Source organism: Actinomadura rupiterrae (assembly GCF_024172125.1).
Lineage (GTDB): Bacteria > Actinomycetota > Actinomycetes > Streptosporangiales > Streptosporangiaceae > Spirillospora > Spirillospora rupiterrae.
In genome coordinates this window covers 179282-196843 of record NZ_JAMZEA010000014.1, presented here as the reverse complement: position 1 = coordinate 196843, position 17562 = coordinate 179282, and the positions used below count along the sequence as shown (strand labels likewise).

The 17562-nt window shown below is 69.1% G+C and carries 19 protein-coding genes; 6 read left to right on the top strand and 13 right to left on the bottom strand.

The window, feature by feature from the left end; translation table 11 throughout:
- The first annotated feature begins 75 nt into the window (after positions 1 to 75).
- The 4 genes from FHU30_RS39055 (at position 76) to FHU30_RS39040 (ending at position 4133) form a co-directional block, all read left to right on the top strand.
- Positions 76 to 960: an SDR family oxidoreductase gene (locus tag FHU30_RS39055; protein WP_253882683.1), complete on the top strand. Its 885-nt coding sequence runs from the start codon at positions 76 to 78 to the stop codon at positions 958 to 960.
- A 39-nt stretch (positions 961 to 999) separates the two neighbouring features.
- A complete protein-coding gene (gene cseB / locus FHU30_RS39050) occupies positions 1000 to 1677 on the top strand; it encodes a two-component system response regulator CseB (protein ID WP_253882681.1) in 678 nt (225 codons plus the stop codon).
- A gap of 1 nt (position 1678) precedes the next feature.
- Positions 1679 to 2938, top strand: a complete 1260-nt coding sequence (locus FHU30_RS39045) for a sensor histidine kinase (RefSeq protein WP_253882679.1) — start codon at positions 1679 to 1681, stop codon at positions 2936 to 2938.
- A 250-nt stretch (positions 2939 to 3188) separates the two neighbouring features.
- The gene (locus FHU30_RS39040) at positions 3189 to 4133 is read left to right on the top strand and encodes a D-alanyl-D-alanine carboxypeptidase family protein (protein WP_253882677.1); all 945 of its coding nucleotides are present in this window, start codon (positions 3189 to 3191) and stop codon (positions 4131 to 4133) included.
- A 114-nt stretch (positions 4134 to 4247) separates the two neighbouring features.
- Here FHU30_RS39040 and FHU30_RS39035 read toward each other — a convergent pair whose 3' ends face one another.
- The 8 genes from FHU30_RS39035 to FHU30_RS39000 form a co-directional block, all read right to left on the bottom strand.
- The gene (locus FHU30_RS39035; protein WP_253882676.1) at positions 4248 to 5702 is read right to left on the bottom strand and encodes a sulfatase family protein; all 1455 of its coding nucleotides are present in this window, start codon (positions 5700 to 5702) and stop codon (positions 4248 to 4250) included.
- A gap of 266 nt (positions 5703 to 5968) precedes the next feature.
- The gene (locus FHU30_RS39030) at positions 5969 to 6976 is read right to left on the bottom strand and encodes a NucA/NucB deoxyribonuclease domain-containing protein (protein WP_253882674.1); all 1008 of its coding nucleotides are present in this window, start codon (positions 6974 to 6976) and stop codon (positions 5969 to 5971) included.
- A 193-nt stretch (positions 6977 to 7169) separates the two neighbouring features.
- Entirely contained in the window at positions 7170 to 8606 is a 1437-nt protein-coding gene (locus FHU30_RS39025) for a M28 family peptidase (protein WP_253882673.1), read from the bottom strand.
- 327 nt (positions 8607 to 8933) lie between these two features.
- Positions 8934 to 9746: an alpha/beta hydrolase family protein gene (locus FHU30_RS39020; RefSeq protein WP_253882672.1), complete on the bottom strand. Its 813-nt coding sequence runs from the start codon at positions 9744 to 9746 to the stop codon at positions 8934 to 8936.
- 221 nt (positions 9747 to 9967) lie between these two features.
- Positions 9968 to 10567, bottom strand: a complete 600-nt coding sequence (locus FHU30_RS39015) for a TetR/AcrR family transcriptional regulator (RefSeq protein ID WP_253882670.1) — start codon at positions 10565 to 10567, stop codon at positions 9968 to 9970.
- Positions 10568 to 10714: 147 nt separating this feature from the next.
- Positions 10715 to 10900, bottom strand: coding sequence for a DUF397 domain-containing protein (locus FHU30_RS39010; protein WP_253882668.1), 186 nt, complete (start codon positions 10898 to 10900; stop codon positions 10715 to 10717).
- Positions 10901 to 11034: 134 nt separating this feature from the next.
- Positions 11035 to 11220: a DUF397 domain-containing protein gene (locus tag FHU30_RS39005; RefSeq protein WP_253882662.1), complete on the bottom strand. Its 186-nt coding sequence runs from the start codon at positions 11218 to 11220 to the stop codon at positions 11035 to 11037.
- Complete coding sequence (locus FHU30_RS39000; RefSeq protein ID WP_301324283.1) at positions 11217 to 12014, bottom strand: helix-turn-helix domain-containing protein; 798 nt, start codon at positions 12012 to 12014, stop codon at positions 11217 to 11219. Before FHU30_RS39000 ends, FHU30_RS39005 begins: the two co-directional genes overlap by 4 nt.
- Positions 12015 to 12158: 144 nt before the next feature.
- Between FHU30_RS39000 and FHU30_RS38995 the strand changes: the two genes are divergently transcribed.
- Positions 12159 to 12569 (top strand): ATP-binding protein, encoded by a 411-nt coding sequence (locus FHU30_RS38995; RefSeq protein ID WP_253882659.1) that lies wholly within the window; start codon positions 12159 to 12161, stop codon positions 12567 to 12569.
- A gap of 37 nt (positions 12570 to 12606) precedes the next feature.
- Positions 12607 to 12786, top strand: a complete 180-nt coding sequence (locus FHU30_RS38990) for a hypothetical protein (RefSeq protein ID WP_253882658.1) — start codon at positions 12607 to 12609, stop codon at positions 12784 to 12786.
- An 80-nt stretch (positions 12787 to 12866) separates the two neighbouring features.
- Here FHU30_RS38990 and FHU30_RS38985 read toward each other — a convergent pair whose 3' ends face one another.
- Genes FHU30_RS38985 through FHU30_RS47435 form a run of 5 tightly spaced genes read right to left on the bottom strand, consistent with a single transcriptional unit; the run spans position 12867 to position 17143 of the window.
- Complete coding sequence (locus tag FHU30_RS38985; RefSeq protein ID WP_253882656.1) at positions 12867 to 13166, bottom strand: WXG100 family type VII secretion target; 300 nt, start codon at positions 13164 to 13166, stop codon at positions 12867 to 12869.
- Positions 13163 to 13840: a contact-dependent growth inhibition system immunity protein gene (locus FHU30_RS47440; RefSeq protein WP_253882654.1), complete on the bottom strand. Its 678-nt coding sequence runs from the start codon at positions 13838 to 13840 to the stop codon at positions 13163 to 13165. Before FHU30_RS47440 ends, FHU30_RS38985 begins: the two co-directional genes overlap by 4 nt.
- 4 nt (positions 13841 to 13844) lie before the next feature.
- Entirely contained in the window at positions 13845 to 14135 is a 291-nt protein-coding gene (locus tag FHU30_RS38975) for an RNase A-like domain-containing protein (RefSeq protein WP_253882653.1), read from the bottom strand.
- On the bottom strand, positions 14132 to 15553 hold the full coding sequence (locus tag FHU30_RS38970) for a hypothetical protein (RefSeq protein ID WP_253882652.1): 1422 nt from the start codon (positions 15551 to 15553) through the stop codon (positions 14132 to 14134). Before FHU30_RS38970 ends, FHU30_RS38975 begins: the two co-directional genes overlap by 4 nt.
- Positions 15554 to 15613: 60 nt before the next feature.
- Positions 15614 to 17143, bottom strand: a complete 1530-nt coding sequence (locus FHU30_RS47435) for an RNase A-like domain-containing protein (protein ID WP_253882650.1) — start codon at positions 17141 to 17143, stop codon at positions 15614 to 15616.
- Between the last annotated feature and the right edge of the window lie 419 nt (positions 17144 to 17562).

The following is a 17562-nucleotide window of genomic DNA, read 5'->3' as shown; positions in this document are numbered from 1 at the left end:
CGCCGTTGACACCGCGATCTTAACGCCGATCTAATACCTAACAATGATAGATATCCGAACATCGTTAGGAGAGCCATGATCGTTGTCGTCGGCGGCACCGGGACGGTCGGCCGCCAGATCGTGGATCAGCTCCACCGGGACGGCCGCAAGGTCCGCGTCGTCACCCGCACCCCGGCCGCCTCGGCGGACGCCGCGCAAGGCATCGAGGTCGTGGCGGGCGACGTGCATGACAGGAGGTCGATGGTCAGCGCCCTGGCCGGGGCGCGGACGGTCGTCTGCACCGTCCAAGGAGGCGGCGGTAAGGGACGCAACGGCCCCAAAGGCATCGAAGGCGCGGCCATCCCGATGCTGCTCAACCTCGCGCGCGACGCCGGGATTGAGCATTTCGTCTACTTCTCCAGCGCGAGCGCCCGTCCTGACAGCCCGGTGGAGTTCTTCCGGCTCAAGTTCGAGGTCGAACGCGCGCTGCGCGCCGGCGACGTGCCGTTCTCGATCCTGCGTCCCACCCACCTGATGGACACCTGGACGGAGACGCTCGCCGCGTCGATCGTCCGCAAGGGCAAGGCGACCGTGCTCGGCTCCGGCACCAGCCCGGTCTCCTGGGTGGCCGGCGCGGACGTCGCACGCGTCGCGGCCACCCTCGCCACCGGACCCGGCGAAGGCTGGACGGCCGACATCGGCGGCCCGGAAGCCCTGCCCCTCACCACCGTGAACGAGCTGATCGCGACCGCGCTCGGCCGGAGCATCGAAGGCCACAACAGGATGCCGGTCCGGATGCTCCGGACGATGGCCCCGCTCACCCGGCCGTTCAACGAGGTGCTCGCGCGCCAGATGCGGATGGGCGCGCTGCTGGACACCCAGCCGCAGGTCGTCGACTCCGAAGCCGTCTGGTCGCGCTTCGGCCGACCGCTCCGGTTCGCCGAGTGGCTGGAGGTCAACGGCGCGGTCCCGGGTCGGTAGCCTCATGGCTCGGGGGACGAGCAACCGGGACGGGGCGGGATGACGCATGTGCTCCTCGTCGAGGACGACGAGGTGATCCGCAGGACGGTCGGGCTGGCGCTGGAGCGCTACGGCTACACCGTGGAGACGGCGCCGGACGGGCTGGCCGGGCTGGAGGCGTTCCGCGCGGGCGGGCACGACGTGCTCCTGCTGGACGTCATGCTCCCCGGCCTGGACGGGATCGGGCTGTGCCGCCGGATCCGGGAGACCAGCCTCGTCCCGATCGTGATGATGTCGGCGCGCGGCGACGGCCTGGACGTGGTGTCCGGGCTGGAGGCGGGCGCGGACGACTACGTGGTCAAGCCGGTCGACACGGCGGTGCTGGTGGCGCGGATCCGCTCGGTGCTGCGCCGCAGCGCGCCCGCCGCCCTCGCCGGTTCCGAGGCGCCGGGGGCCGTGCTCGCCTTCGGCGACCTCACCGTGGACACGGCGGGAATGGAGGTGCGGCGGGACGGCCGTCCGGTCGCGCTGACACCGACCGAGCTTCGCCTGCTGCTGGAGTTCGCCGCGCAGCCGGGCGTCGTGCTCGGCCGCCGGGCGCTGCTGAGCAGCGTCTGGGACCACGCCTGGGACGGTGACAGCCGGGTCGTCGACCTGGCCGTCCAGCGCCTCCGGGCCAAGATCGGCGCGGACCGGATCGAGACCGTCCGCGGCTTCGGCTACAAGCTGCGGCGCTGACGTGGCGCCCCGATGGTCGGCGTTCCGCTCGCTGCCGTGGAAGCTCGGCGCGCTGGTCGCGGCCGCGGCGCTGGTGGTGGCGGTCGCGGACGGCCTGCTGGTGCACCGGCTCAGCCGCGACCGGATGCTCGGCGACGGCCGGAGCCGGGCGCTGACGAGCCTCGCGCAGGAGGTGGCCGAGGCCCGGCGGACGGGCGCGCCGCCGTCCGAGCTGATCACCAGCGAGGGCGAGATGCCGCCCGCCCTCGCCGCGATCGGCCGCGCGGGCGGGGAGGGCACCTGGTACGACGCGCACGTCCGGAACGGCCCGCGGATGTGGGCGGTCGAGCCGGCCCCGGGCGGCGGGCTCGCCGCCGTGTGGGTCGACATGAGCGCCAACCAGCGCGACCTGCGCGCGCTGGACCGCAACCTGGTCGGCGCGGGCGCGCTCACGCTCGCCGTGGTGCTCCCGGCGGGCGTCCTGGTCGCGCTGAGGCTGCGCCGCCGGGTGCGGTTCGCGGCGTCCACGGCCCGGCGCATCGCGGACGGCGACCTGGACGCGCGCATCGGCCCGGGCGGGCGGGCCGCCGACGAGATCACCGAGATGGCGGCCGCCGTGGACACCATGGCCGCCGCGCTCCAGCGGCGGCTGCGCGCCGAGCAGGCGTTCACCGCCGACGTGGCGCACGAGCTGCGCACACCGCTGATGGGCCTGGTGACCTCCGCCGAGCTGCTGCCCGAGGGCGAGGCGGCCGGTTTCGTCCGGGACCGGGTCGGCGTGCTGCGCGCGCTGGTGGAGGACCTGCTGGAGATCTCCCGGCTGGACGCGGGCGCCGAGCACGCCGACCTCGCCTCGGTGCCGGTCGGGGAGGTGGTGGCCGAGTCCGTCCGGCGCACCGGCCTGGACGCCGCGATCGAGGTGGAGGGCGCACCGGTCGCCGAGACCGACCCGCGCAGGCTCGACCGGATCGTGGCGAACCTGGTGGCCAACGCGCACCGGCACGGCCGCCCGCCGGTGGAGATCCGGGTGCGGCGGGACGCCGGGGGAGTCCTGGTGGTCGTCCGCGACCACGGCCCGGGCCTGCCGGACGACCTGCTCGCCGAGCTGCGCGCGACCGGCCCGCGCCGCTTCCGCACCGGGACGCCCGAGCGCGGACGGGGCCACGGCCTCGGCCTGACCATCGCCGCCGGCCAGGCGAGAGTGATCGGCGCCCGCCTGGAGTTCGCCACCGCCCCCGACGGCGGCGCCGCCGTAACCATCCACCTCCCCAACCGGCCCTGACCGTCCGTCCGCCCGACCGGGTGTGACCGTCCGCTTGGCTGGTGGGGCTTGCCCGTCCGCCTGCCGACCGGGTGTGACGGTCCGCTTGCCTGGTGGGGCGTGACCGGCCGCCTGCCCGGCAGGGCCTGATACACGGTTGATACGCGATCAAGTGGTGGTCGCGACATGGCTCGGACAGGGCTGACAAATGCCGCGTCCAGGGTGACCGGTGTGCGCGAAAGGCGCGCACTCGTCCCCCTGGAGGAAGCCCGTGGCCAAGTCGTCCCTCTTGCGCGGTCGGTTGCGCGCGCTCACCCCGGCCGCGCTGGTCGCCCTGCTCGTCGTCGGGCTGGTGGCGGCCGGGCTCTCGTTCGTCCTCGGCCAGGGCGGCACGGATCCGGGCGCCCGCGCGGACGGTCCGGACGGCGGGCCGTGGCCCGAGCGCGGCCAGGCGGCCGTCGAGATCGAGGGCGCGGGCGGGGCGCGGGTCAGCGGAAAGCGCGGACCGGTGCCGATCGCGAGCCTGACGAAGGTGATGACGGCGCTGGTCGTGCTGCGCGACCATCCGCTGCGGCCGGGCGAGGACGGGCCGTCCATCGCGATCGACGGGACGGCCTCCCGCGAGTCGGGCAACAAGGACGAGTCGACGGCCTTCCTGGGGGAGGGGCAGCGGTTCGGCGAGCGGCGGCTGCTCCAGCTCATGCTGCTGCCCTCGGCCAACAACGTCGCGCGGCTGCTGGCCCGCTGGGACGCCGGTTCCGAGGACGCGTTCGTCCGCAAGATGAACCGGGCCGCCGCCGAGCTGGGCATGAAGGACACCGAGTACACCGGCGCGAGCGGCTACCAGCCCAGCACCGTCAGCACCGCCGCGGACCAGCTCGCTCTTGCGAAGGCCGCGATGGCGGACCCGGCGTTCCGCGCGATCGTCGGCGCCAGGCAGGTGACCGTTCCGGGGGTCGGGGTCGTCCGGAACACCAACCGTCTGCTCGACGACCCGGACGTGGTCGGCCTCAAGACCGGTTCGAGCACCCCGGCGGGCGGCGCGCTGATGTGGGCCGCGCACGTGGGATCCGGCGGCCGGACGCGGCTGGTCCTCGGCGTGGTGCTCCGCCAGGGCCGCGACGGTGACAGCCTCGACCACAGGCTGGACGCGGCCTTCGACGTCAGCCGGAAACTCCTGAAGGCGGCCCGGGAACGAGCCGCTACCCTGACCTGACCGCAGCGGGGACGGCCGAGGGCGGCCGTCCCCGCGTCTACGGACGACCAAGGGCGGCCGTCCCCGCGTCCGTGGACGATCGAAGGCGGCCGCCCCGGCGTTCGTGGACGACGGTCAGGCGTGGCAGTTCGCGCCCTTGCAGCGCTTCAGCTTGTTGAGCGTGGCGCGCAGCTGGGCGAGGCGTTGAGGCGTCAGCTGCTGGACGGTGTTGTTCAGCTCGTTGGGGTCCGTCCGCAGGTCGTAGTACTCGCGCTCCCCGTCGGCGTACTCCGCGTACACCTCATGGGCGGTGCGGATGGCCTCGTAGCTCGGCGGGTTTCCGGACGCCTTGGTCTGCAGGTCCGGGTCGTCCGGCAGGTTGTTGGGGCCGTGGTGCTCGATCAGGACCGCGTCCCGCCGCGGGGACGAGTCGTTGCCCCTCAGCGCCGGGAGGAGCGACGTGCCGTCCACCGACGGCGGGACCGGGACGCCGCCGAGACTCTCGAAGGTCGGGCACAGGTCGGTGTTCTGCGCGAGCCCGTGATGGGTGGACCCGGGCCGCACGCCCGGCCCGGACACGACCAGCGGAACGTGGATGTCGGTGTCGAAGATGGTCTGCTTGCCCGGCTGGAGCCGGTGCTCGCCCATGTGGAAGCCGTTGTCGGAGGTGAAGAACAGGTAGGTGTCGCGGTCGGCGCCGTTGCGCTTGAGGCTGTCCTGGAGCCGTCCGATCATCCGGTCGACGGCCTGCACCGACTGCACGCGCTTGCGGAACTTGGTGTCGATCTCGTTGAGCTGCTTCGCGCCGAGCGGCGGACGGTCCTTCAGCCACGCGGGCTTGTCGGACATGTCGGCCTCGTTGAACGCCGGGCCGCGCGGCGCCTTCAACCCCGGGAAGGACGCGGCGTCGCGCGGCGCCGGGGTGGACGGCGCGTGCGGCGCGAACGTCGCGATCTCCATCGCGAACGGCTTGCCGGCCTTGGTGGACTTGGTGATGAAGTCGTCGCCCTTACCCGACAGCACGTCGGTCAGGTAGTCCTTCGGGCGGTGCCCGTACTGGACGGTCGTCCCGTTCTCGTTCAGCGCGTAGTTGAACTCGGGATAGCCGTTCCCGGCGACGTCCCACTCGTTCCAGCCGGGCGGCACCGGATCGGACGGCTGGTAGCCGTTGAGGTACTTGCCCATCATCGCGGTGCGGTATCCGGCCTTGCTCAACGCGGTCGCGTAGGTCTGGTTCTGGTTGCCCTTGGCGTTGAACGTCGCGTAACCGCCGTCGCTGCCGCCGTTGGTGAACACGCCGGTGTTGTGCGGCACCTTCCCGGTGAAGGTGGTCGAGCGGGACGGGCAGCACAGCGAGTCGGTCACGAAGTAGTTGTCGAACGTCATGCCGTGCTGCTGCAACTGCTGCACGTGCGGCATGTAGCGCAGCAGGTTCGTCGCCAGGTCGTCGGTCAGCACGAAGATGACGTTCGGTTTCTTGACGGCCGACGTGACCGCCCCGGCGGCCGCGGCGCGGTGCCCCGGCGCGGACGATCCGCCGCAGGACGTCAACGCCAGCGACACGCACACCACCGGAGCGAGCAGACGCATCGGTCTCTTCATCAGAAGCCTCTTCCGCAGACGGCAGGAACAGGCCCCAACGCTTCTAGCGCCCGCTGGGAAAGCACTGGCCGAACCCTGGGAACTTCCGGAGAAATCTCGGAAGCCCCGCAGAGTCCGGCCTTTGCAGCTGCTCAGAACTATGCGGAGCTGCTAAGAACCGCGCGGGATTCCTCAGAACTTGAGGAGTTCGCTCAGAACCGTGCGGCGTCCGCTCAGAACCGTGCGGGTTGCTCAGAACCGTGCGGCGTTCGCCGTCAGGGGCGGACGTAGAAGGCGTCCCCCGGTTGCACGATCGACGGGGCGTCCAGGACGCGGTTCTCGTAGTAGAAGCCCTTCAGCAGTCCGCCCTGGCTGCTGTTCTCCCGCTGGGGAACCCACGTGTAGCCATTGCCGGGCGCTTTGCCGCCCTCGAACGTCGTCGCGAAGGCGTACTCGTCGCAGCTCGGCTTGTTCAGCCTGTTCGACAGCGGCTTCGGCCAGCCCGCGGGCGGCTTCCAGCGCGGCGGCAGCTTCGCCTTCCCGCAGATCGCATAGCGGTTCGTGTCGGTGAGGTAGGTGTTGCGGTGCAGGAGCCTCCGCGCGCCCTTGCTCTGCAGCGCGCGGATCCCGGCGCTGACGAACCGCAGCCGGCTCAGGCTGGTGATGGTCGGGATGTAGTCGAGGTTGACGCATCCCGGCCGCTGCCCGTTGAACATGTCGTCGCACCGGATCTTGGTCTTGGCGACGGCGATGCCGGGCATCCCGATGAGGCCCCGCTTGACCGGCGTCAGCACCAGATGCGCCTTGACGTCGTGCTGGGTGCGGGTGGTGTCGGTGAAGTGAAGCGTCCCGCGCAGCGGCACGCCCGGCACCGCGACTCCGACGACCGAGCCGGTGGACGAGCAGGTGCCGTTGCACACCGGCGTGATGCCCACGACCGCTCCTGCGGCCTCGTCCACCACGGCGACCGGCATCGCGTCCACCTCGGCCGTGAAGTCGCGGCTCGTGGTGGACATGCGCCACGTCATCGTCCCCACGAACTGCACGTACCCCACGGATGCTCCCCGCAGGGTCACGAACGCCGCGCCCTTGAAGGTTTCGCACCCGGTTGTGCGGGTCTCCATGCTCGGCGAGCACTTGGGTACCTGAAGGGCGGGCGGACGCGTCCCCTCAGCCCAGGCAGGGCCGCCCACCAGGGACGAGGCGAGGATCAGCGCGGCCAGGGCGCTCAGCCAGGCATGGGCTTTTCGGGCATGGGTCAGGTGAAGGTCGGGCGGTCTCATACCGGCTCCTACGGTGTCGTGGTGTCGGTTGCGGGCCCGACGTGCCAGAGGTGGCATCGTGTTCCCTGGGATTGTGCCGACCGGAACCGCCGCGACGGTATCGAGGAAAACCCTGACCGCTTCACCACTTGCGCAATGCCTTCACACTGACGGCGGCGTCCCCGGAAGCCGCCGGGGACGCCGTGCGTAGGGGTCAGTGTGCCTGCGTCCCGGGGTCGGTAGTGGTCGCCGCCCAGCCGATCGCATAGGCGAAGGCCCGGCTGTGGCGGTCCAGCGCGATCGGGTTGATGTCGGCGGTGCGGTCGCACGCCTGGTGGTAGCAGGGGTCGTACGCCTGCCCCTGGACGCCGCCGAAGAGCCGCACCTCGTCCGCGGTCTTGGACCCGACGCCGCCTCCGAAGATGCCGCCGACCGGGATGCCCGCCTTCATGAACGGCTCGTGGTCCGAGCCGACCGCGGTCGTCGGGACCTGCTCGAACGGCAGGTGGTGCGCGGTGAAGTAGTCGGCGAACGGGACGGACGTCGCGCCCTGCCCGGTCATGACGAAGGTCGCGTAGTTCGGCGAGCCGATCATCTCCCCGTTCAGGTACAGCGTGATGGCCTGCTTCTGCGCGGCGGTGAGGTGCTCGACGTAGTAGTCCGACCCGACGTCCACCAGCTCCTCGGCGCCCCACCAGATGAAGCGGACGCGGTTGGTGAGGGCGTGCTGCATCGGCGCGAGCCTGAGCGCGGACTGGAGCACCGCCGCCGCGACCGAGCCGTTGTCGTTGATGCCCGGTCCTTCACCGACGCTGTCGAGGTGACCGCCCGCTACCACGACGTGGTTCCGGTCGCCGTTCCTGGTCTCGGCGATCACGTTGTGGGTGATGCCGGAGACGGCCCGTCCGCGCCAGTCCAGATGCAGGGTGAGCGGACGCTGGTTCGCCTGGGCGCGCAGCCAGTCCGCCTGCTGCTGGGAGATGGACGCCAACGGGATCGCCGGTGCCGAGGCCCCGAACCAGTGCAGCCGCCAGACGGCCTGCGGCGTCGTGGACGGGATGTACGCCAGGACGGCGCGGGCTCCGGCACTGGCGGCCGCAGCGACCAGCAGCGTGTGGCTGCAGGTCGCGCGCGCGACGAGGACGACGGCGCCCCGGACGTCCATCCCGTGGTAGTCCTCGGGCTTGCAACCGGACGACGGTCCCAGTGCAAGCCGCGTCGTGATCCCGCCGTCGGGAAGCGGCGGCGAGGCGTCCATCAGGAGCGTGCGCAGCGACGTCGCGGGGTCGAGGACGTCCGTCCGCTCGGCCTGGACGTCGAAGCGGGTGTACGGGACGGGCTGCTTGACCGGGCGGTAGCCGGCGGCCTTCAGCTTCCGCACGACGTAGTCCTCGGACGCGGCGACACCCGGGGTGCCGACCGCGCGGTTGCCGCCGTTCGCGTCGGCGATGCGCTGGAAGGCGTCCAGATGCCGGGTGACCGCGCGGCCCGAGACCCCGGCGGCGAGCCGATCGGCCAGAGACGAGGACGAGGCCGAAGCGGCACCCGAAGTGCCGAGCGCGAGCGCGCACGCCAGAGGCGCGCTGAAAAGCGCGGGACGAGCCAGACGCGTTAAGCACGTGCGGGGAGCGAGGCTCTTGGTGAGTGACATGAAGGCTCTCTCCGAGGGGTTGGGGGTCGGATGACGAGGGCGAGCGCTCTGTCGGAGATCAGTTCATGAAACGGCCGACCGGCGGCCCTGATGATCAAGAGTTACCAGAAGGGCACACCCCGGCGGCATGGGCGAAAGTGGCCACCCGCACGCCCCGCCGCGACCATCAGCGCTTTTGCCGAGCAATTGCCCGCACCGACCGCCCCTGACCGAATACGGCCACCTCTACCCTTGCGCTCGCCCGCTCCCCGAAGTCAGCGCCGCCGCCCCAGGACGAACTCGGTCGAGCGCGCGGACATCCCGGCTCAGCCGCCGCGCCACCTCGTCCTAGCGGACGGGCGGTAGGAGCCGGGTCAGCTCCGCAGCGATCTGCGGCCAGGCCGCCGAGTCCGGGGAGATCATGTCCATGTGGTCCGCGTCCGGCAGGGTGAGCAGCGCGGCTTCGGGGCCCGCGGCCTCGGCGTAGCGGCGGCTCAGCTCGATCGGGACGTCCTCGTCGGCGGTGCCGTGCACGACCAGTTGCGGGACGCCGAGCGGGACCAGCGCCATCGGGTCGGCCTGCCGGTACACCTCGGGCAGCTCGTCCGGCCCGCCCCCGAGCAGCTCCCGCACCGCGCCGTTGCTCAGGTCCAGCCGCGCGCCGGTCACCAGGTCGCACACCCCCGCGAGCGACACCACGACGGCGGGCGACAGGCGCCGCCCCGAGGCGGCTGCCGCGTGTGCCGCCCACAGCGCCAGATGCCCGCCCGCCGAGTGGCCGACCAGAGCCACGCGCGCAGGGTCGATGGCCCCGTCGTCGAGGTCGGTCACCGCGTCCACGGCGGCGGAGACGTCGTCGAAGGTGCCGGGCCATCCGCCGCCGGGCATGTCCATCCGCCGGTACTCGATGTTCCACACCGCGTACCCGCGGGCGTTGAGGTCGGCGGAGAGCAGGCGCATCAGGTCCAGCCGGTAGCGCCGCCGCCAGTAGCCGCCATGGATCAGGACCACGGCCGCCCCGTCCCCGCCGGGCCAGTACTCGCCGAACTGCTCGGGCAAGGACCCGTACCGGACGGTCCGGAACGAGCCTTCCGGCACCTCGGTCAGCCGGGCCAGCACGGCGGGGTAGTCCTCCGGCGGCGCGCCGTCGCTCGCGGTCATCACGTCAGCCCCTTCGGGTCGTCCGGGAAATCCCTGTGCCGCCTTTGGAGGCCACGGCTCGCGCAGCCGCGCCAGGCCGTCGTGCACATCGATGCGGCGGGATGCTGAGCCTGAGCCGCTGAGGTGCACGATAGTCGGTGATCACCCCGACCGACTTCACCGCCTGACCCACCGTCCAGCCGGACGAGCGGTGCGGGATCAGGTGGACACCCAGGCGCGAGTCAGCGAGAGGCGTCGCGGACGGAGTCGCCGAGCGTCGTGGTGACCAGCCGGCGGACGGCGGCGGGTTCGGGCGGGGCGCTCTTGCGGTCGGCGTACAGCAGGTGCCCGGCCCCGATCAGCGTGAACGCCACGGTCTCGACGTCCGTCTCGGGGGCGAGGCGGCCCAGCTCGCGTTCGGCGGTGAGGTAGTCGGCGAACATCGTGGCCGCCTCGGTGAGGACGGGGACGCCGGCAGGCCAGGTGTCCCGCAGCCGGTCGCGCAGCTCGTCGCGGAAGGTGACCAGCGCGACCACGGAGACCGCGACCGATCCGTACAGCGCTGTGAGCGCCCGGGTGAGGTTGTCGGCGATCGCGCCGGTTCCGGCCGCGTTGCGGAGCGCGGCGGTCTGGGCGTCCATCCGCTCGACGCGGTCCAGGACGAACGCGGCGAGGAACGCGTCGAAGTTGGCGAAGTGCCGGTGCAGGACGCCCTTGGCGACGCCGGCCTCGGCGGTGAGCGCCCGGCTGGTCAGGGCGTTCGGCCCGTCCCGGAGCAGGATGCGCTCGGCCGCGCCGAACAGCTGCTCGCGTGCGTCGGGGATCGCGGTCCCTGTGGGCACGCCCGCGCCTCCCTAGCCCGCCCTACCGACCCAAGAGTGGCCGGACGCCCGCTCGCTGGACGCCCGGCCATGATACCGGCGACCTGGGAAGGCCCGGAAAACCGAAGAGCCGGAGGAGCCGGCGCGCGAGGGGCGTTCCTCAGTGCTTCAGAAGTCCTTGATGATCCCGGTGATTACTCCGAGGTTCTCGCGTGTCACGGTCAGCTGGGGTCCGTGGGGGTCCTTGCTGTCACGCACGCCGACCGCAGTCGCAAGGTCTGCGAGTTCGATGCAGTTACCGTTGTTGTCCGCGCTGTAGCTGCTCTTCCGCCACATTATTTCGCTGGGCTTCATGGCACCTCGATCTCTTTCTGGATTAGAAAGCCGCAGATCGTAGCTTCCAAATATGCTACCTGGCCGGGTCCTCCATGGTCAGGATGCGAAACGCCCCTCGTTCTGCGAGCGAGGGGCGTTGGCCTTGCTGTGGTTCAGATGTTCTTGATGATCTCGGTGAGAGTCGCGAGATTCTTGCGTGTGACGGTCAGGTGGGGCCCTTGGGGATCCTTGCTGTCACGCACGCCGACCGCGGGAGCGAGGTCTGCGAGTTCGATGCAGGCTCCGCCGTTCTCGCCGCTGTGGCTGCTCTTCCGCCACATTACTTCGCTGGGCTTCATAGCGCCTCGATCTCTTTCTGGATTACGTCGAGTGACTGGTTTTCCGGGAGTGCCTTGGCCTGGAGCTTCCTCAGTGCCTCCGACAGATTTGCGAGGTCTTCGCGAGCGTCAGTCGTTATGCCTCGGATCGCAGTTTCCAAATATGCTACCTGGCTGCGGTCCTCCATGGTCGCGAGGCCGAACGCCCCTCCCGTACCCGCAGGCTGGCCGAAGAGCGTCACGATCTGGACGGCGATGTTCGGACGCTGCGCCATGGCGACGACATGTTGCAACTGCTCTCGCAAGGTCTCCCGCGTCCCTACCGGGTAACTGAGTGCTGCTCTGGTCAGCAGCAACGTGTAGGGGACGGGGCTCTCGGGGCGCGTGAGGATCTCCTGCCGTTGGAGGCGTTTCGTGATTGCCTCCTCGGACGAGAGGAACTCGCGCATGTACGCCTCGGTCTGGAGGAGGCCCGGCAAGATCATCGGCTCCCAGACGATCAGCGAGGTCGCCTCGGCCTCCACTGCGGACCAGTCCTGGAACCATGACGGGACGGGGCTTCCGTTGCGGTACAGGTCGTCCCACAACTCCAGGAGCGCACCGTTCGCTCCGGTCATCTGATCGACCGTCGCGGCGAACTCCCGTTTACAGGGACGCTTTCCGGTTTCGACCTGGGAGACGAACGATCCTGTCACGAGCGTTTTCGTCGCTATGGCCTCCTGTGTGACATTCGCCCGGCTCCGGTAGCGCTTCATCTGGCTGCCGAACGCCTTGAGTGCGGGCTCTGACGTGGGGCGTTGTCGCCGAGGGGGCATGATCACTCACCTTAACAAGGACGACCGTGATCTTTCCATCCTGTGCATTTTTGGACACTTCGTGCTTGTTGATTGCCAGTTTAGTTCGTCAGGGCCTATCAACGTGGTGACAACGAAAAAACGTTCCGAGAGGGAGGGTGGCCGATGAACGTGAAGACCCCGCCGCGAAGCCCGACGCCTCAACTGAAGATCATGCCGACCGACATGGAGGAGGTCAAAAGTGCGCGGGATTTCGTGGGTGACGCGCTGATCGGCTTGGGCGTGGATGCGGAGACCGCGTTCACGGCCAAAGTGATCGTTTCGGAGCTGGTGACGAATGCGATCAAGCACACCGAGAGCGCCTCGATCCTGGTCAGGACTTACATCGCGCAGGACGGCCTCGCCGTGGTCGAGGTGGACGACGAGAGCGACGCGCGCCCCCAGATCCGTCCGATCACCCTGGACGCCCTCACCGGCCGCGGCCTGGCGATCATCGCCGAGAACGCCGCCTGCTGGGGCTGGGTGCTTCGCGAAGGCTCAGGAAAGACGGTCTGGGCAGGCCTCAAGAGTGGGTGAACGCCACCCCATCCCCGCGCAGACCCTCGTCCTGGCCATGCTCCGGCGTCTCTTCCCCGGCTGGACCCTGTCGGTCACCAGTCACGGCATCTGGCGCGCGGAGGGCCCGATGCTCATCTCCGTATCGTCCTGCGAGGGCCTGATCAGAGCCCTAGCCGACGCCGACCCCGAAGCCCTCACCCGCGCCGCCACCGACCTAGACCTACCAACCCCCTAGCCAACGCGCCGCCCCCACGAGATCTTCAAACAACTCGTGGGGGCTCTCACACCCGCTACCGGGTCAGGGGGGGCGCGGCGTCAGGCGGTGTGCCAGGTCTTGAGGGTGGCATCGAGGGCTCCGCTGTAGTTGCGGTGGCCGGTGGTGAGCCAGTGGCGGAGGAACGCGATCTGGTCGGCCATGTCGGCGGCAGCGTCGGTCCACTCGCGGTGCGCGGTGTCGTAGGCGGTGCGGGCGTCGCCTTCCCACTGGTTCAGGTGAGCCTTGAGATCGCCGTCCAGGACGTCCAGAAGGTGGACGAACTCCTTGCGGACGGCTTCGAACGCCTCGACGGCTCGTCCCATCTCGCCAAGGTCGACGCGGATCGGGCGAGTGGTCATCCGCTGCTCCCGTTGAGGGTCTTGTCGAGATGGGCCAACCATGCCGGGGCGGGTAGCGGTGGCTCGACGTCCATGCCCAGAGTGGCCAGCGCTTCGTTCAGGTCGTTGTCGCTCAGCCCGAGTGCGAGAAGCTCACCGATCTCGCCGCTCAACCGCGCGCGGTCCACTGGGGTGGCGGTCCGGGCCCAGGCTGCGATGGCGGCGTCGTGGTCGGTGAACTCGTCGCCGAAGTCCTGGGTGAAATAGCAGCCGAGGAACTGTGCCAGAGCGAGGAACCGGCGGTTCCACTCCCAGAAGGTGACCGGCGTCCCGGGAGGCGGGAAGCCGGCGTCGACGGCATGCTCCAGGATCTCGGCGACGGCGTCCGCCCACTGAGCGTCCACCGGCTCGCCCGTGCGGCTGACCGGTAGCGCCGCAGTCAGCATCGCCGGAACGGTGTCGGGCTCGTTCAACAGCCGCGCCATCAACCGGCGCAGCTGGCCGGCGGCGCTCGCAGCCTGCGCGGGCCAGGCGGCCGACCACCTGAGATAGCCCGACAACGCCGCGCCAGGACGCCCCGGCACGTCATCGGCGGCCTGACCGGCATAGGCGGCAAGCAACTCGGCTACGGCCCCGAACTCGGCCAGTTGCACACTCGGTCGCGGGTCGACGCGGCTGTGGGAAGGCTCGGTCACAGAATCACACCAGGGTCGGATAGGCGGTCAGCACGACGAAACCGTTGGGCTGCTGGGCAGAACGTTTGAGCACCACACGGACACCGTGGGCATCGACCGGGCCACGTCCGGCGTACAGCATGCCGCGCAGCAGGAACCGCCCGGTCGCCTCACCGGCGAAGTAGCCGTCCAGGCGCAGCCGTTCGGCATGCCCGTGCGCCAGCCAGTCGCGGATCGTGATCGTGTTGGCGTCGACCACCGCCTGGACGAACCGCTGCGCGGTCGGCGTGTCGACGAACGTCGAAGCACCCCTCATCCGTTCCGCTCCTCCTCATGCGCCCAGATATGCGCGGTCAGCTCAGCGACCATCCGTTCCAGTATCGGCCGCCACCCTGTCCCCGTGGCCCCCAGGTGCGCCATAGCCCGATCCACATCCTCATCGTCAGGCAGCAAGGCCACCAACTCCGCGATCTCCCCGACCAGCGGCGGCAACCCAACCCGACAAGGCTCATACGCCGCAGCCACCTCCCGCACCTGGATTCCGTCCGGGGCCTCGGGCCGTGCCTTCGCGAATTCCACCAACACCGGAAACCTGAAGCGCAGCTCCCAACCACTCATCGGCAGTTCGGTGAGTGACGGTCGCCTAGGCGCCGGATAGGGCTCGGAAAGCTGAGTGGCCAGACTGAGCAGCGCGTCGGATCGTTCGACACCAGAAGGTATGGCGACATCACCCAGAACGTCATTGATGAGTCGCGGGTTGCTCACCGAATCGGCGGCCAATGTTTGCAGCTCTTTGATCACGGTCTCCGGTTCGTAGTAGAACCGAGAGTGCGCGAGAGCGCGCTTGAAGCGCCGTAGGGCATCGGTCGTAGGTCCCTCGGAACCGTCAATAAAGAGACGTCCATCGAGTGCTGCTGCAAGCGCCGTCACATTGCCGAACCGATGATCTGCCCCTTGATGGGGCAGCGTGGGAGATCCATGCGCCGGCATCACCAGCTGCCCGGCGATATCATGATCAGAACGAAGTTTGGCCGTCATTCCCTCGGCTGCGACTTCGAACCACCTCAGCCAGCCGATACTGGGTGCCTTTTCCATGGGCAACCCCAGCTCCTGGTCGTTCTTAAAGGTCGCCCGCATCTCGTAAAAAGTGCCGACGGCGGTGGTCAGCCAGTCGCGATCACGGCGATGCCCGTAGGGTATGTCCTCCGTTAGCACGGTTGCTTGAATGATTTCCGAAGAGGAGGGTTCGGTCTCGTCGGCGGAGTTCTGGCGGTGTGCATGGAGGAGCCATGCGGATGCCAGGTCTCTGAAGGCTGGGAACAGGCGTCCGAACTCGCCGGCGTACGGAAGATGTGTAGCATCGACCAGTGTGCAGGTCTCCGCCTGGATCAGCAATTCTCTGAGGCCGGCGAAAGCCGCGGGGACGGAGTCGCCGAAGCGCTCTCTCAACTCCCGCTCCAGGCTTTCATCGAAGGTCGGGTGATCTCCGTAGCCGTAGCTGAGTTCGGCCCATGACTCATCCGTGTAATCGAGGCCGCGAATGGCGAGTCGTATTTCTTCCCGATCGTGAAGGATCGCACTGCCGCCCGGATGTTGGACGATCCGGCCGAGGTGCAGGGGAAGGTCCGTGATCTGAAAATTAGGGGACGGGGATCCGTCGATGCCCAGGCGGCAGGAGGAAAGTACGTTATCAAGCGCCACGAAGCTTTCGGATCGGAGACCGGTGTCGCTCAAAGTTCATCTCCTTTCCTGGCCGGGCGGGCCACCTGGGAATTCTGTGCAAATGCAATTCGGCTACAGGTCAGGATGAGCGGTGTTGACATAGAATGGGGGCACTTCTCCGTGTTTGGCGGCATGGATCAGTACCCTTACTTTTGTTGGGTAGTGTACGTTCCCGTTGCGATCGACGGCTCGACCCACCGGAGTGTGGGTATCGATCGTGAACTCGGTGCCCTGGCGGTGGTTGTCGATCATATTCTTGATCTTCCGCTCACCTTCCGGGCTGTTGATGGCTTCCTGGACGTATCTTTGGGCCTCGCTGAGGGAATTGAATGAGGAGGCGTTTTGAAGTCCGGGTTGGGCGGCCAGGCGCTGTTTTAGCTGGTCATCCGACTTGCCTACATGTTTGTCGATGACGTGCGTTGAGTCGGGTCCGCCTTCCTGGCCTGCGAGATCGATCGGAAATTTTATCTGATCGGGTGGTTTGAAGCGTCCGTCTGCGCCCTTTCCGCCAGGATCGCTGCCCCGTAGCCCGGGGTATTTGAAGTCGTGCATGGCGCGGTCGCCGACGGATTCGGCCTGGGCCTCCATGGCCTGGAGGGTCGGGACTCGCTTTGCCGCGTCCTCAAGGGCCTTGAGCAGGCCGGCCGCGGCCCAGGACTGCTTGAAGGAGTTGAGCGGCTGGAAGTACTTCGTGGCGATGATGTAGGCGCAGTCGGCGAGGAGGGCCGGATTGAACATGGCCTCGACCGCAGCCGTGATGACGACGGCTCCCTCGCTGGTCGCGACCTTCTCCAGCAGGTCGTAGACCTCCGAGCCGGCCCGCTGCCTGAGTGCGTTGCGGGTCTGAGTGGTGGCTGCGGCGTGGTGCTCGCACATGGTGGCGAGGGCGATGGAGGCCTGGCCCAGGATGTGCAATGGCGCATCGCTGCTGTTCGTCCCGTCCCAAGGCGCCTTGCCCCAGATGCGACTGCAGAAGGTCCGCATCTGCTTCTGCCAGGTGTCGACCGTTTGGCCGGTGATGCCGCGTCTGCCTGTTGCCTGGGAGTCGATGGTGATCGTGTCGAGGATCCGGTTGACCTCGGCCGAGAGCGACTGGACCGCGGTGGCTGCATTCCTCCATTGTCCCGCGGCGCGGTACAGGCGGTCTGGATGGCCACGCGGGAAGTCCTTCAGGAGCGCCCCGAAGGCCGCGTCGCTCATCAGCTGCCCGCCGAACGACGACGCGTCGAGGTAGCCGCTGCCCGATGCCGAGGCCGGACGCTTGTAAGTGAAGTCGTGGAACTGCGGGACGGGCTTGGTCCCCGCCACCGGGCCGGCGCCGTGTTTGGAGTGCCAGTCGGCGGTGACGAAGTTGTTCGCGGTGGTGGTGAGCCCTTCGCAGACCCCGCCGAGCGCGATGACCAGTCTTTCCCACGTGATCACCATCTGCTGGGCGAGCGGGTCGTAGAGGGCCCCGAGGAACTCGCCGCCGAAGTCCTTGCCCGCCATGTCGTCGATGCCGTGCAGGTTGCGGGAGATGTTCAGCATCGCCGTGCCGAACACGTCACTCGCACGATGCGTGGCGTCGGCGGCGGCGTAGACCTTCGGCGGGTCGACGTCCACCACGCCGGTGTGCCCGCCGATCTGTCCTGGCTCGGCGTAGGGCGACTTCGGCTTCGCAGGAGAGGACGGAGCGGGCTGGCCGCTCGGCCCGGTCGTGGCAGGAGTCTGCGGTGGCCGTGTCGCGGGTGGCCCGCCCGAACCCGATGGTGACGGATGCGGGGCGGGCGGGTTCGTCGCCGGGGGTTGTGATGGTGGACCGGTCGTGGCGGGAGGTCCACCGGTTGAAGGCGGGCTGGACGGCGGGACAGGAGAGCCCATTGAGGGGGACCTTCACATGGAGGGTTCGCACGGGCGCGGGGAGTCGGCGAGTGATCATGCCGTAACTCCGCGATCCGAGTCAACTCCAGTCATCCCACCAGCAAGCCCCCGTCTCGTCGTCGGCATTCTCGCGATGTGGTCCGCACGCGCAGGCGGGTCCG